General features: G+C 62.8%; 11 protein-coding genes, 1 pseudogene and 1 other annotated feature. Of the genes and pseudogenes, 4 read left to right on the top strand and 8 right to left on the bottom strand.

Annotated elements, in window-relative coordinates:
- Nucleotides 1–19: 19 nt before the first annotated feature.
- From NKH19_RS25505 to NKH19_RS25515, 3 genes are all read left to right on the top strand, one after another.
- A complete protein-coding gene (locus NKH19_RS25505; RefSeq protein WP_352971435.1) occupies nt 20–1,819 on the top strand; it encodes a vanadium-dependent haloperoxidase in 1,800 nt (599 codons plus the stop codon).
- A 76-nt stretch (nt 1,820–1,895) separates the two neighbouring features.
- A complete protein-coding gene (locus NKH19_RS25510; RefSeq protein ID WP_352872286.1) occupies nt 1,896–2,702 on the top strand; it encodes a sulfurtransferase in 807 nt (268 codons plus the stop codon).
- Between the two features lie 558 nt (nt 2,703–3,260).
- Nucleotides 3,261–4,190: a LysR substrate-binding domain-containing protein gene (locus tag NKH19_RS25515; protein ID WP_352872287.1), complete on the top strand. Its 930-nt coding sequence runs from the start codon at nt 3,261–3,263 to the stop codon at nt 4,188–4,190.
- Here the strand turns inward: NKH19_RS25515 and NKH19_RS25520 are convergent.
- The 8 genes from NKH19_RS25520 to NKH19_RS25555 all read right to left on the bottom strand — a co-directional run bounded on the left by NKH19_RS25520 (nt 4,177) and on the right by NKH19_RS25555 (nt 13,682).
- A complete protein-coding gene (locus NKH19_RS25520) occupies nt 4,177–5,640 on the bottom strand; it encodes an amidase (protein WP_352872288.1) in 1,464 nt (487 codons plus the stop codon). The two genes, NKH19_RS25515 and NKH19_RS25520, sit on opposite strands and share 14 nt — an antisense overlap.
- 48 nt (nt 5,641–5,688) lie before the next feature.
- Nucleotides 5,689–6,516: an FAD binding domain-containing protein gene (locus NKH19_RS25525; RefSeq protein ID WP_352872290.1), complete on the bottom strand. Its 828-nt coding sequence runs from the start codon at nt 6,514–6,516 to the stop codon at nt 5,689–5,691.
- Nucleotides 6,517–6,526: 10 nt separating this feature from the next.
- Nucleotides 6,527–8,914, bottom strand: a complete 2,388-nt coding sequence (locus NKH19_RS25530) for a xanthine dehydrogenase family protein molybdopterin-binding subunit (RefSeq protein ID WP_352883270.1) — start codon at nt 8,912–8,914, stop codon at nt 6,527–6,529.
- Nucleotides 8,915–8,927: 13 nt separating this feature from the next.
- Complete coding sequence (locus NKH19_RS25535; protein WP_352872292.1) at nt 8,928–9,404, bottom strand: (2Fe-2S)-binding protein; 477 nt, start codon at nt 9,402–9,404, stop codon at nt 8,928–8,930.
- Between the two features lie 13 nt (nt 9,405–9,417).
- Nucleotides 9,418–10,521 carry an ABC transporter ATP-binding protein gene (locus NKH19_RS25540; RefSeq protein ID WP_352872294.1) on the bottom strand — a complete coding sequence of 368 codons (1,104 nt, stop codon included), beginning with the start codon at nt 10,519–10,521 and terminating at the stop codon, nt 9,418–9,420.
- The gene (locus tag NKH19_RS25545; protein WP_352872296.1) at nt 10,518–11,432 is read right to left on the bottom strand and encodes an ABC transporter permease; all 915 of its coding nucleotides are present in this window, start codon (nt 11,430–11,432) and stop codon (nt 10,518–10,520) included. Before NKH19_RS25545 ends, NKH19_RS25540 begins: the two co-directional genes overlap by 4 nt.
- Complete coding sequence (locus NKH19_RS25550) at nt 11,429–12,304, bottom strand: ABC transporter permease (RefSeq protein ID WP_352872298.1); 876 nt, start codon at nt 12,302–12,304, stop codon at nt 11,429–11,431. Before NKH19_RS25550 ends, NKH19_RS25545 begins: the two co-directional genes overlap by 4 nt.
- A gap of 67 nt (nt 12,305–12,371) precedes the next feature.
- Nucleotides 12,372–13,682, bottom strand: coding sequence for an ABC transporter substrate-binding protein (locus NKH19_RS25555; protein ID WP_352872300.1), 1,311 nt, complete (start codon nt 13,680–13,682; stop codon nt 12,372–12,374).
- A gap of 709 nt (nt 13,683–14,391) precedes the next feature.
- Here NKH19_RS25555 and NKH19_RS25560 point away from each other — a divergent pair.
- Nucleotides 14,392–14,740 (top strand): annotated as a pseudogene (locus NKH19_RS25560) (transposase); the annotation flags it as partial.
- Nucleotides 14,676–14,740: a sequence feature (AL1L pseudoknot), on the top strand. This feature is flagged as partial in the annotation. (Overlaps the previous pseudogene by 65 nt.)

Below are 14,740 nucleotides of genomic sequence, written 5' to 3' on the forward strand. Positions count from 1 at the left end.
GCGAAACAAGGAGATCGCAATGACGCACTGGGATCACGGATCAGAAGGCGACGGCCAGACCGGCCGTGAGGCATCCGCACCGGATAGGGCAGATGTCCACAACGGCGGCCGCCGCCGCTTTCTTGGAGCAGCCGGAGGCGTCGCGGCGATAGCGGTCACAGGCTTGCCTTCCCTTGCGGTCGTCCGCTCGGCCAGGGCGCATGCCGGCGAGGAGACGACGGACGCCCACCTTGTTTTCCGCAAACACGCCTTTGTCGTGCGGAGCGCCGCGGCGGACACGGATTTCGCGGTGGCGGTCGTGCCGCATCCGGTCAGTGGCGACGAAGAGAAATACCCAACTCTCATCGGTTCCGATACGCGCGGCCTGCCGCACGACAAACGCGGTGAAGTCGACAGACCAGCCTTCGACGCGACGCTGAAGGCCTACGCCTCGGGTGATCCGGCCGACTTCGAGGCGATACCGCTCGGCGGCAAGCGCAAGCAGCTCAATCCGATCGGCTCCCTTGCCGTGAACCTGACGGGCTGCGTCGGTCCGCAGTTCGCGATCCCGCCGGCACCTGCGCTCGACAGCGTGGCGCGGGCCAGCGAGGCTGTCGAACTCTACTGGCAGTCGATCCTGCGCGACGTTCCGCTGTCGGAGCTGACGGACGACACCAGCAGCAAGGACGTGCTCGCCGCGGTTGAAGAGTTGAGCAAGCTCGCTGCCTTCAAGGGGCCGCGCAGGAACGGAAGCATTACTCCACAGTCGCTGTTTCGTGGGACGGCGCTTTACGTCGACGTGGCTGATCCGTCGCGGCGAACCGGTCGCTATGTGACGCCGCCCGGCACACTTCAGGGTCCCTACATCTCGCAATTCCTGCTCAAGGACGCTCCTTACGGCAGCCAACTCATCTCCGCCCGCATTCGCACCGCCGCGGCCGGGACCGATTTCCTCACCGGCTACGACGAGTGGCTCGCCATCCAGAACGGCAATCCGCCCGCCAAGCCGACCAGCTTCGACCCGACGCCGCGCTACATCGCAACCGGCCGCGATCTCGCGGAATACGTCCACAACAACCCGGCCGCCTTCTGGTCGGCAGCCCTGCTCCTTGGTGTAGCACCCGACAAGGCCAATCCGGACTATGGCGGTTTTGGAATCCCCTTCAGCAAATCCAATCCGTATGTGAAGTCGAAGACGCAGACCGGCGGTTACGGCACGTTCGGGCTGCCCTACGCGCAGAGCCTGCTGCCGATCACCGCCTCGCTGGCCATTCGCGTTGCGTACTGGCAGAAGTTCTATGTCCACCGCACTTTACGGCCGGAAGCGTATGGCGGTCTGATCCATCACCGTATCGCCAACAAGGTGGACGTCTATCCGGTCCACAGCGACGTCCTGAACTCGGCTGCGTTGGCGCGAAGCGTCGGCAAGTTCGGCAGCCATCTCCTGTCGCACGTCTACCCCGAGGGCGCGCCGATCCACTCGAGCTATCCCGGCGGAGCCGCCCAGATCGCCGCGTCCAACGTGACGATCCTCAAGGCGCTCTTCGATGAGGACGCCGTGATTTCGAACCCGGTTCAGACTGATCCCAAGGATCCGACTAAGCTCATCCCCTACCGGGGTGGGCCGCTCACTGTCGGAGGCGAGCTCAACAAGCTTGCCTGGAACTACGGCGTCGGCCGCGACTGGGCCGGCATCCATTGGCGCTCGGATTTCTCGGCGTCGCTGGCGCTCGGCGAAGAGCTCGCGATCAGCATTCTCCGCAACGAGCGGCAAACATATCGCGAGCCGTTCGAGGGGTTCAGCTTCGCCCGTTTCGACGGCACCAAGGTCGAGGTCTAGCGCATCCATGCCAGTACTCGCCCAAAATGCAGTTGCGGCACAATTCGGCGCCGCGCCTCCTGTCAGAGAGAATCTGATGCCACACGATCCCATCATCGAGCCCGACGCGCTGCCATCAATTGGCGAGTTTCGTCTGCTGGACGTACGTGAGCCTGCGTCCTTCGAGGCCGATCACCCGGCGATGGCCGTTCGCGTGCCAATCGAAGAATGGGAGGCCGCCGCGAAGTCGGGCGAGACCTCCTTTGAGAACGTCGCCTACTGGGAGCAGGCGATCACCGATCTCGGCGTCGGCGGCCCACGGCCCGCTGTGATCTATGACGACGGGCGCATGACGGAGGCCGCCCGCGTCTGGTTCGTCCTGCAGTATTTCGGCGCCGAGGCGCTGATCGTGAACGGCGGATGGCCTGCGATCCGCGAACGCGCGGAACTTCTGGCAAAGGCACGCGAAGCTTCGGAAGTAGCGGCGTTCCAAGCTCGACCGGGAGCCGGATCGGTTGGGCTGGTCGATCGGCACATGCTGAAGGCCGACCTGGACAGCGTCCAACTTCTCGACGCTCGAACGGCGGACGAGTTTGCCGGCACCGACTTGCGGCGTAACGCTCGGGGCGGCCATTTGCCGGGCGCGCGCTCGCTTCCGCATGCGGACCTGCTCGACGATCGCCGCCTGAAGTCGCCCAGCGCTCTTCGCGATCTCCTCTCCAAGGCCGGCTTCCAGGCCGGGGGTCACGTGATCACCCATTGCGACGGTGGTGGCCGGGCGGCACTCGCGGCCGCCGCCGCGGTCCGAGCCGGATATGACGACGTCCGCGCCTACTATCTGAGCTTCGCCGACTGGGCGAAAGACGAAAGCTGCCCGGTCATACTGGACCCGCAACCCCGGTGACTGCCATGACAAATCCCACCGTCGTCTGCTTCTCAGGCAATCTCACGCGGCCGTCCAAGACGCGCAGCTTCGTCGAAGGCAAAGTTTGCCTCTACGACCGAAATCAGGCGCGAAGTTGCCGTTCGCGTCGTGGATAGCTTTCGGGTCAGACTCTCCCGTTCCCTACCGGTCTTTGCAGCACCGAGACAGGCCCATCACGCCCGACACTGTGGAACATATCGCATGCTCTCCGAGTGGGGGGAAAGGCGGTAGCGCTCTCCCGACTCCCCGACTCTAACCCCGAATACCCGGCACCTCGCATTGACTGGGATCAAATTGCTACCCTGCGTTCGCAGATCTGGTCCAGCCCGCAAGCCCCGTGGCGATCGACCAGCCGACCGCTCGCTAGTAGCCGTCATGCACGGTGATCGGGCTGCGGCCATCTGCTTCTTCGCAGTCAGACCCGGCCGCATCTCGGCGTTCATATTCGTGGGTGGAAGCCATATGCATGCGCATCAGATTTGGAATGAATCTTGCTTGAAATTGGCTGGGCGCATTGGATCTGGCTCGGGCACGAATATGAACCTCATCAGCGTCGACATACGAATGCTCCGATCGCTGCAATGTGTCGCGGAAACCGGCAGCATTACGGAGACGGCGCGGCGCCTCAGCCGCTCACAGCCGGCCATTACCCTGCAACTTCAGCGACTCGACGACATTTGCGGCTGCAACCTGTTCCGTCATGACGGACGCAAGATGGTGCTCACTTCCGATGGCAGGCTGGTGCTTTCCTATGCAAATTCGATCCTGCGCCTGCACGACGAGCTGCTGTCGCGCCTCTCGTCGCCCGACATCGAAGGCCAGGTCATTCTCGGTACGCCCGATCTCTACGCGGCCTATCTGCTGCCGTCGATCCTGGCTGTATTCCAGCGCGCCTTCCCGCGTGTCCAGGTCCAGCTTCAATGTTCGCTGTCGACGCCGCTGGTCGCGCAGGTCCATCGCGGCGAAATCGACATCGCGCTGGTAACGCGGATGAACGACTTCGTCGGCGGGCGGGTCGTGCGTCAGGAACAGCTCGTCTGGATCACCGGGGAACACTCAACGGCGCATATCGAGACACCCTTGCCGCTGGCACTGCTGCCGCCTGGCAATATCTATCGCGACCACGCCATCGAGCACCTAGAAATGGCGGGCCGCCCCTGGCGCATCGCCTGCGTCAGTGAAAGCGTCAGCGGGCTCCAGGCCGCGGTGTTTTCGGGTATGGCCATCACAGTGCTCGGCCGCAGCGCGCTCGTTTCGGGCATGCGCGAGATCGTCGCTAGCGGCGAATTTCCGACACTGCCGAAGGTGGACCTGCTGCTCTACAAGGCGCAAGGCGCGACCACGCCGGCCGCCAAGGCACTGTACGACTATCTTTCGCACTATCTCGATATCAGCCGCGAGATCGGCGGTGTGCTGATGCCGGACATGCGTGAAGCTGAAAGCGAAGAACCCCTCACTGGAAGTTGAGCGGCGGCCATTCCAGAGCCCAAGGCCGTGCCTGCTCGAAGGCTCCCGCCAGCGCAATGACGGAGCTCTCCCGCATCCATGGCGCGATCATCTGCAGGCCAATCGGCAGACCCGAGGAATCGCGCCCGCAAGGAACCGTCGCGGCCGGCAGGCCGCACAGATTGACCGGCCAGGTGAAGGGCGACCAGCCCAGATGCGCGTCGACCTGACGCCCGTCGACGCAGGATGCGCCAAGCGTGCCGGCGGCGAAGGCGGTGACTGCGACCGTCGGCGTCAGCAATATGTCGACGGTGCCGAACAGTTCGACGAACTGGCTCCTCAGCCTTGTGCGCAGATGCGTTGCCGCCATGTAGTCCGCGCCACTGTAGCCAAGGCCTTTTTGAAGAACCGCGCGGAACGCATCGTCCGAACCGACAAACGCCTCTTCACCGCGGTCGCCGACCGATGCCGCTTGTTCGGTGAAGGCGATCGGCTTGAGCACCTTGTCCAGCATCTGCGGGTCGAGGGTAAAAGGGAACTCGACGAGTTCGGCGCCGGCGGAAGCCAGGATATCCACTGCGGTGGCAAACGCCGCCCGGACTTGCGGGTCGATCGGCGCGTAGCCGAAATCGGCCGAGAAGGCGACGCGCAGGCCCTTCGCTGACGGCGGTATCCTCGAATATTCCTGTGGCTTCAGGGCGAGCGAGGCGGCGTCGCGCACGTCGTAGCCCGCAATTGTCTCGAGCAGCAGGGCCGCATCGGTGACCGTTCGAGCAATGGGGCCGGTATGCGCGAGCGATCCCCATGACGGCGGGAAGAAGCCGGGCGCGCGCGAAACGAGGCCAAAGGTCGGCTTCAGACCAAAGACCCCGCAGAACGAAGCCGGGACGCGGATTGAACCGACGCCGTCGGTGCCAATCGCCAGCGGGCCGCAGCCGGCGGCGACACCGGCGGCGGCACCGCCGCTTGAGCCGCCACTGGTGCGGTCCGGTGACCAGGGATTGCGGGTAATGCCGCTGACCGGACTGTCGGCGGTGAGCTTGTAGCCGGATTCACAGGTGGTCGTTTTGCAGGTTACGATGGCGCCGGCGTCACGGAGGCGGCGCACGACATGCGCGTCGACCTCAGGCACGAAACCGGCGAGCGAAGGTGCGCCCGCTTTCGCCGGTTTGCCGGCGACGAAGACGAGATCCTTGACAGTAACAGGAACGCCCGCCAGCGCACGGTTCTCAATGCCCTTTCGGTAGCGTTGTGCTATCACCTTGGCGGCGGAAACAGCCTCGTCATAAAGGTCGGTCACCACGATGTCACAGACAGCGTCCGCGCGGCGCAGTGCCGACACCGTATCGTCGATCACGTCGACAGCGTCGAAACGCCCTGCTCTGTAGCCGGCGACCATGTCGGCGGCGGAAAGACGCGCAAGGTCGCCCGGCGCGCTGGCCGCGCCGAAATTGGCTGGATTGACGGTCATAAGCCCTCCCGGGCCGGACTCGCGCGGCCGAACCGCGCCGGCCGGCCGCTATTGTCCTTTTGTTGCACCCTGGCCGGCGTTTCGAAGCGCAGCCGCTACCGCTCGGCGTGCCATGACCATCACCAGATTGGCGCGATAGTCGCGATCCGAGTGGATATCGGAATTCAGTCCCGATGGATCCATCGAGACGCGGTTGAGCGCATCCGGATCGAACCGCTCCTGCAGCGCCGCCTCGACGTCGAGCGCCCTGAAAACCGACGAGGCCGCACCGGTGACGGCGACACGCACCTTTCCGGCCGTCCGTGCGACGAACACGCCGACAAGCGCATAGCGCGACGCCGGGCTGCGGAATTTCGCATAGGCTGCCATGTCCGGAACCGGGATTCGGAAAGCGGTGACGATTTCCCCAGGCTCGAGCGCCGTCTCGAACATATCGACGAAGAACGCGTCGGCGGCAACGGTCCGTCTGGTCGTGACCACAGTCGCATCGAGCGCGAGGATCGCCGCCGGATAGTCGGCGGCTGGATCGTTGTTGGCTACAGAGCCGCCGATCGTGCCGCGATGGCGCACTTGCGGGTCGCCGATCTGCCCGGCGAGCAAGGCCAGGCCGGGGATATGCGTCTGCACCAGAACGGAGACCGCCACGTCGTAGTGACGAGCCATTGCGCCGACGACCAGGGCACCCTCCTCGAATGCTATCTCGCGAAGTGCCGCTACCGCTGAGAGATCGATGATCGCTGCCGGCGCGGCCAGGCCTTGCTTCATCGTGGGTAGCAGCGTCATGCCGCCGGCCAGGATCTTGGCGTCGTCATGCTCGGAAAGCAGATCGGCTGCCGCAACGGTCGTCTCGGGCTTCAGATAGGCGAAGGATTTCATCGAAGCCCCCTCATTCGGCTGCAAGCGCGGCGCGTGAATTGCGGATGATGTTCCAGATCCGGTTGGGCGTTGCCGGCATGTCGACATGGGTGATGCCCAGTGGCTGCAGGGCGTCGACCACGGCATTGATGACGGCAGCCGGCGAACCGATGGTGCCGCATTCGCCGCAACCTTTCACGCCCATCGGCGTATGGGTACAGGTCGTCGAATGCGGCGCCACGATGATCGACGGAAAATTGTCGGCGCGCGGCATGCAATAATCCATGAAGGACCCGGAGAGCAGTTGTCCGGAGCTTTCGTCATAGACCCCGTGCTCAAACAGCGCCTGACCGACACCCTGGGCGATGCCGCCTTGCAACTGGCCCTCGACAATCATCGGATTGATGATCGTGCCGACATCATCGACGGCGGTATAGCGCTCGAGCGTCACCGTGCCGGTGTCGGGGTCGATTTCGACTTCGGCGAAATGCGCGCCGCCGGGATAGGTGAAATTGACCGGGTCGTAGAAGGATTGCTCCTCGAGCCCGGGTTCGAGCGTTTCCAACGGATAATCGAACGGTACATAGGCCGCGCCGGCGATCTCGGTGAACTTCTTCTTGCGGTCCGTGCCGGCGACGGAAAACTCCCCCGCGTCGAAGATGATATCCCCTAGATCGGCCTCGAGTTGGTGGGCCGCGATCTTCCTCCCCTTCAAGATCACCTTGTCGGCCGCCTTCGAAAGTGCCGCGCCGCCGACCACGAGCGAGCGCGAGCCGTAGGTGCCCATGCCGAACTGCACCTTGGCGGTGTCGCCGCAGACGATGTCGATATCCTCGAAGGGTACCCCAAGGCGATCCGAGACGATCTGCGCGAACGTCGTTTCATGGCCCTGGCCGTGATTGTGAGTGCCGATCAGCACGGTGACGGCACCGGTCGGATGCACGCGCACCGTGGCACTTTCATAGAGGCCGCCGCGCGCGCCGAGACTACCGGCGAGCCGCGATGGCGCAAGCCCACAGGCTTCCACGTAGGTGGAGAGCCCAAGGCCGCGATATTTGCCGCGGCGCGCCGATTCCAGCCGCCGCTGCTCGAATCCTTCCACATCGGCGAGCTTCTCGGCCCGGTCGAGGCAACCCATCGGGTCGCCGCTGTCATACTCGACGATGACCGGCGTCTGATAGGGATAGGCCTCTGTCGGGATCATGTTGAGACGTCGGATGGCGCGCTTATCAATACCCATCTCGATCGCCGCCACGTCGACCAGACGCTCCAACACGAAGGTTGCTTCCGGCCGCCCGGCACCGCGATAGGCATCGACGGGAACGGTGTTGGTGAAGACCACCTTGACCGAGCAGTGGATGGCCGGCATCCGGTACACCCCCGATAGCAGCGGTGCATAAAGATTGGTCGGGATATTGGGTCCGAAGGTCGAGAGGTAGCCCCCCATATTGGCGAGGGTGCGCACCCTCAAACCCAGGAACTTGCCGCTCTCATCGAGGGCCAGATCGGCCTCGGTGAAATGGTCGCGGCCATGGGCGTCGGAGATGAAGCCTTCCGACCGCTCGCATACCCACTTGACCGGTAGGCCGAGCTTGGCGGCTGCCCAGGTGACGACGGCTTCCTCGGCATAGTGGAACTGCTTGACGCCGAAGCCGCCGCCGACGTCTGGCGCCACGACGCGCAATTTGTGCTGGGGGATATGAAGCACGAACTCGCCCATCAAGAAGCGCACCACATGCGGAAACTGGCTGGTGGTCCACAGCGTATGCTGGCCAGTGGCGAAATCATATTCACCGATGGCCGCGCGCGGCTCCATCGGATTGCCTATGAGGCGGTTGTTGACGAGTTCGATGCTGGCGATATGCGCGGCGTCAGTAAAAGCCGCCTCCACGGCGGCGGCGTCGCCCAGTTCCCAGTCGCAACAAAGATTATCTGGGATCTCGTCGTGGACGGCGGGCGCCCCCGCCTGCAGGGCCTCGACGACGCCGACCACGGCGGGCAGGACCTCGTACTGGACTTCGATCGCCTCCACGGCGCTCCGCGCCTGCTCGACCGATTCCGCCACCACAAAGGCGACGGCGTCGCCGACGTGGCGCACCTTGCCATGCGCGATCGGCGGGTGTGGCGGCTCCTTCATCGGGTTGCCGTCCTTGCCGTGGATGCCCCAGCCGACCGGTAGTCCGCCGACATTGTCGGCTTTAAGATCTTCGCCGGTATAGATCGCCGCCACGCCCGGCATGGCCCGCGCTGCCGTCGCATCGATCGCTCCAAGCCGGGCATGCGCATGCGGCGAGCGCAGGAACGCGCCGTACAACATGCCCGGCCGCCTCATGTCCGCGACGTAGTTGCCGCGCCCGGTAACGAAGCGCAGATCCTCCTTGCGCTTTGGCGACGCGCCGATACCGACCACTTTTGACATGTTCATAAGCCCCTCACTTCGCATCGCGCATGGCGGCAGCGCCGGCGATCACCGATTTGACGATGTTGTGGTAGCCGGTGCAGCGGCAGAGATTGCCCTCCAACCAATCGCGCACCTTCGTCTCGGTCGGGTCGGGATCGCGTCCGACGAGATCGACCGCGCTCATCAACATGCCCGGCGTGCAGAAGCCGCATTGCAGCCCATGGTTTTCATGAAAGGCCTGTTGCATCGGATGCAGACTGGCACGCCCGGCAACCGACAGGCCTTCGACCGTCATCACCGAGCCACCATCGGCCGAGACAGCCAGCATGGTGCAACTCTTCACGGACTCGCCGTTGAAATGCACGAGGCAGGCACCGCATTGACTGGTGTCGCAACCGACATGAGTTCCCGTGAGCGAGAGCTGCTCGCGCAGAAGCTCAACCAGGAGCGTCGCCGGATCCACCGAGACGCTGATCGGGCGTGTGTTGAGTGTAAGATTGATTTCCATCACGGGCTCCGGGCTAGGCAAGCAAATGTGCGCGGTCGATCAGCCATGCGGCAAGGACGTTGTCGCCCACATCGAACGGATTCTTGAAAAAACGGCGCTCCGGCACATAGGCGACGAATTCCGTCTCGCCGGCCGCGTCAAGCATCACCTTGACGAAGTTTCCCTGGTACTCGATGCCGAGGATCGTCGCCGGCACCGATGCCATGTCCTCGGAGAGTACCGTATCCTGGCGGAAGAGCTCGACATCGTCGCGCCGCACCGCGATGTCGATTGCCTGGCCGGCCTCAAGCCGGGCACCAGCGTGCACTGGAATCTGAATGCCGGCGATCTCGGGGCTCGCGATCATCGCCCGCGTGCCGTTGATCTTGCCGACCTTGCCGCTCAGGACATTCTGCCCGCCAAGAAACTCCGCGACGTAGCGATCCTTCGGTGCGGCATAGATTTCGCGGGCCGGACCCGACTGCTTGATCTTGCCGTTCTCCATGACGACGACCATGTCGGCGAGCGCAATCGCCTCGAGCTGGGTGTGCGTGACATGAACGAAGGTGATACCGAGTTCGCGCTGCATGCGTCTCAGCTCGGCGCGCATCCTGATGCGCAAATGCTCGTCGAGCGCCGACAGCGGCTCGTCGAGCAGCAGCACCCGCGGCTCGGTGATGGCGGCGCGGGCCAGCGCAACGCGTTGCTGCTGGCCACCAGACAGCTGCGCCGGGAGGCGGTCGGAAAACTCGGCCATCCGCACCTTCTCGATCATGGCGTCGGTCTTGGCGTAGCGCTCCGTCTTCGAAAGCCCGCGAACCCTGAGCGTGAAGGCGATGTTGTCGCGCACCGTGAGATGCGGAAACAGCGCGTAGGACTGGAACATCATCGCCGTGCGGCGCTCGACCGGCGGCAGGCCGACGACATTCTCGCCGCCAATCAGGATCTCGCCGACGGTCGGATCCTCATGGCCCGCGATCATGCGCAGGATCGTGGTCTTGCCGCAGCCTGACGGGCCGAGAATGCAGCAATAGGCGCCGTCCGGGATCTTCAGATTGACGCCGTCGACCGCATAGGTGAAGCCGTCATAGCTCTTGGCGACCCCGGCGATTTCGATATGGCCCTTGCCGAGGCTCATGCCGCGCCTCCCAACTGGCCAGACGGGCGCGACTCGCGCCGATTCCGCATGGAGGCGATCGTGCCCAGGCTCGCAGCAATGACAACAAAGGAGACGATCGTTGTGACAGTGCCGAGCGCATAGAGCGCCGGTGAGGTGATGTTCAGCGTCATGCTCCAGATCTCCAGGGGCAGCGTGTTGAGCGAGCCGGCCGTCTGCAGCGTCCGGGCAAATTCATCGTAAGACAGCGTGAAGCCGAACAGCGCGACAGCGACAATGCCGGGCGCCAGCACCGGGATCACAACGAGGCGGATCGTCTGCCAGGGCGAGGCGCCGAGATCGCGCGCGGCCTCCTCCCAGGCATGGTCGAACCGCGACATGACAGCGAACATGACAAGCACCCCGAAAGGTAGCGTCCATGAAAGCTGCGCGCCAAGCGCCGATGTGAACAGGCTTGCCTCGACGCCGACCGCGTTGAAGATGAGCCCGACGCCGATGCCGAGCACCAGGCCAGGAGCAACCAGGCTGCCGATCATCAGGTAGAAGATGATCGTGTCGCCAGCGAAGCGCTTGCGGAAGCCGAGCCCGGCCAAGAAGGACACGGCCACCGTCAGCACCGTGACCACGATCGCAAGCTCGAACGAGCGCTCGAAGGAGCCTTTGACATCGCCGGTGCGAACTTGCGTGAAGAGGTCGACGAACCAGTGCAGCGACAGGCCCTTCATCGGGAAGACCAGCCCGCCGCGCAGATCCTGGAAGGAAAGAATATAGATGCAGGCCATTGGACCGTAGAGCGCCATCAAATAGAGGGTGAACAGGGTGGCAAGCACGTAGAAGGTCCACGGCCGGCGTCCACTGGCCGGCGCGATCGCCCTGCTTCTGCGCGCCGGTGCGCTGGCGACGGTTGCGTCCGAGACACGGGCCAGGCTCATCGCGTGATCTCCTTGCGAATGTCGACCAAGCGCAGGATCAGGCCGACCGTGACAACGAGGATTGTCGTCAGCAGAACCGCACTTGCGGCTGCGGTCGGATACTGCAGCACAGAGATGTCCTCGTAGAAGGCGCCGACGACCGAGGCCGAACCGCCGCCCGACATCACCTTGACCACGAAGAAATCGCCCATGACGATCGAGATGACGAAGATCGAGCCCAGCGCGATACCACTCTTCGACAGCGGCACGATGATCAGCCGCATGATGTCGAAACGACTGGCGCCGGCGTCCAGCGCGGCCTCGACGATGCGTTTGTCGATCCGCCCCATGGCATTGAAGATTGGCACGATCATGAAGATGGTCAGTTGGTGGACATAGGCGACCACCACCGCGAAGCTCGAAAACAGCAGGAATTCGAGCGGCTGGTCGATCAAGTCGAGCTTGAGCAAGGCCTCGTTGACCAGCCCTTCCTTGCCAAGCAAGGGGATCCAGGAAATCATCCGGATGATGTTCGAGGTCCAGAACGGCACCGTGCAGAGCAGGAACAGCCCAAGCGCGAGCAATTGGTTTCTGACATGGAAGACGAGGAAATAGGCAACGAAGAAGCCGATGAGGAGACTGAAGAACCAGGTCAGCACGGTGAACTTGATCGTCTCGTAATAGAGATTGAACGTCAGTCCCGAGGTCAGGATCTCGGTGTAGTTGTCGAGGTTGAAGGCCGGCAACAATCCCCCGAACCCGTCGGTGTCAAAGAAGCTCGCGGCCACCACGGCGATCAGTGGCAGCACGAAGAAGGGGATCAGCACGACGACCAGTGGAGCCACGTAAGCCCATCCGGCCAGATTTTGCTTCAACGCAGCGCTTTGCGCCATCGCGGAACTCCGAAGATTTCGGATGAAGGTACGACCGGGCACGGCGTGCCCGGTTACGGCTAGCGCCTCAGGCGACCTTGAAGTCGTTCCAGCGCTTGTTCATGTAGGCCGCCTCGTCCATCAGCGTGTTCCAGCACGAGATATTGGTTACGCGCTCGACGAAGGAGCCGCCGTCGCGCACGGTGCCCACCTTCTCCATTGGCACACCATAGGGATCCTTGACCTCTTCCGGTGCCGGTTTGCCCTCGTACCAGAAGGTGTATTCGGCTGGCGTCATGAACTTCTTCGCAGTGGACGGGACCGGACTGTAATAGCCGTAGCGGCTGACGAAGGCACCCTGCCAGCCCGACATGTACCAGTTCATATATTCATAAGCTGCGTCGAGCTTCTTTCCGGTAAGATGTTTCATCAGGCCCATGCCGTTGCACCAGCCGCGATAGCCTTCCTTGTCGCCCTTCTTGTTTACCGGGGCATAGACGCAAGGAATTTCCTTGACCCTCACAGCGGCGACGGCTGGCGACCACATCGACTGGATGATCACCTCGCCAGCCGCCATCAACTGCACCGATTGGTCGAATGTGGTCCAGGTGGCCCGGAAGTGGCCCGACTTCTTCAGTTCGATCAGCTTGTCGATGGTGAAGTCGATCTCGGCCTTGGTCATGTTTCCCTTGTTGCCGTATTTTATCAGGTCGGCGCTCTCAAAACAAAGAGCGGCGTCCATGATGCCGATCGCCGGCACGTCGAGGATCGCCGCTTTGCCCTTGAACTTCGGGTCGATCAATTCCTTCCATTCGGTGACCGGATGGCCGACCAGATCGGGACGGTAGCCGACGGAATCGGCATTGTAGACCTGCGGGACATTCGTCAGCCATTCGGTGACGCCGTCATGCAGTTCGGTCGAGCCCGGTTTCTCGATGTAGAGCGCCTCATAGGGAGAGATACCCTGGCGCGGGATTTTGTGCCCGTCGAGTTCACCTTTGGTGAAGATCGGCAGGAAGTTGTCGAATTCCTTGATCCTCTTGGCTTCGATGCCCTGGATCACGCCGCGCTTGGCAGCGAGCTTGGCCTGCCAGCCTTCGAGATCGGCAATGTCGACCGAATTCGGCTGGGTGATAAAACGATTGATGGCTGCCGAGGTGTCGAGATTCTGCATCGTCACCTTGAAGCCGAGGTCCTTGGCGGCCTGGTCACCGATGGCCTTCACCACCGAGTACGAAACGCCGAGATGGCGCAATTCAATATCCTTAATCTCCTGGGCCCAGATCGTTGGAAACCCGCCGATCGCACACGATCCGACGGCAGCCCCAGCAGCGGCCGCGCTACCTTTAAGAAACTTTCTTCTGGTCAGTGAATTCGTCGAGACTTTCACCTGTTTCATGGTCAAACCCTTCCCCTGTATGTCGAACCTGTCGTCGGCAATCCACATTCCTTCGATGTCTGGCTGTCTGCTTGAGAGCAGGATATATTTTTTGCGTTGCCCGCCAAATTAGAAGTAAAAATTCCAATTATAAGCCGCGCAAATCTGCCGCCGATTTGGGCACGGGTAAGCACAAACCTGCCAAAACATATGCAGAAAGCTCAATTTCCTGGGATTTTCTGCCAGAATATTGAGCAAACCGGCCATTCTGTTTCGCGAAGACGCGCAGTAGCCGAATTAAAATAACGCTAGGGCGCTCTGGCTGAGGCCCCATCGCTGAATCTTAAGAACACGCCTTGCGAACGGTTCAGGTTTGAATGGGCTTGAGTGGCGCGTCCCTCTGCAAGCTCCAGAGTAAAGCGCTAGAAGCCGCCGACTGGCTTCCCCTTGTGTCGCCTTCATTCGCGTGCTGCGTGCGCGATCATGCCCGCATCTCGGGTGGGGGGAAGGGCGATAGCGCTCTTCCGACTCGAGCCCCCGATAAGCGCTTCGATGAAGTTTGCACCACTGCGGATCCCGACCGCCAACGTCCTTCATAAGCGCGCGCAATTCGGCTGGAGGCGCAAAGCATTTCGAAAAGCATCCAGGAACCTCAGTCAAACTGGACGCAGCGGCGGACGATGAGGTTCACGGATATCGCAGCGAACGTCCGCAATGGAGCGGCGGAGCCATGACAAGCAAGACGACCAACAAGTTCTCTCCCGAGGTCCGAGCCCGTGCGGTGCGGCTGGTTCTGGATCACGAAGGCGAGCATGCCTCGCGGTGGGCGGCGGTCTCGTCGATCGCCGCCAAGATCGGCTGCACGGCGCAGACGCTGCATGAGTGGGTGAAGAAGGCCGAGCGCGACAGTGGCGTGCGAGCCGGTGTGCCTACGGATGTGGCGACGAAACTCAAGGCTTTGGAACGCGAGAACCGCGAGCTTCGCCAGGCCAACGAGATCCTTCGCAAGGCTTCCGCGTATTTTGCCCAGGCGGAGCTCGACCGCCGGTTCAAGCCATGATCGCGTTCATCGACGATCA

Source organism: Mesorhizobium sp. M1338, from assembly GCF_040318045.1.
Taxonomy (GTDB): domain Bacteria; phylum Pseudomonadota; class Alphaproteobacteria; order Rhizobiales; family Rhizobiaceae; genus Mesorhizobium.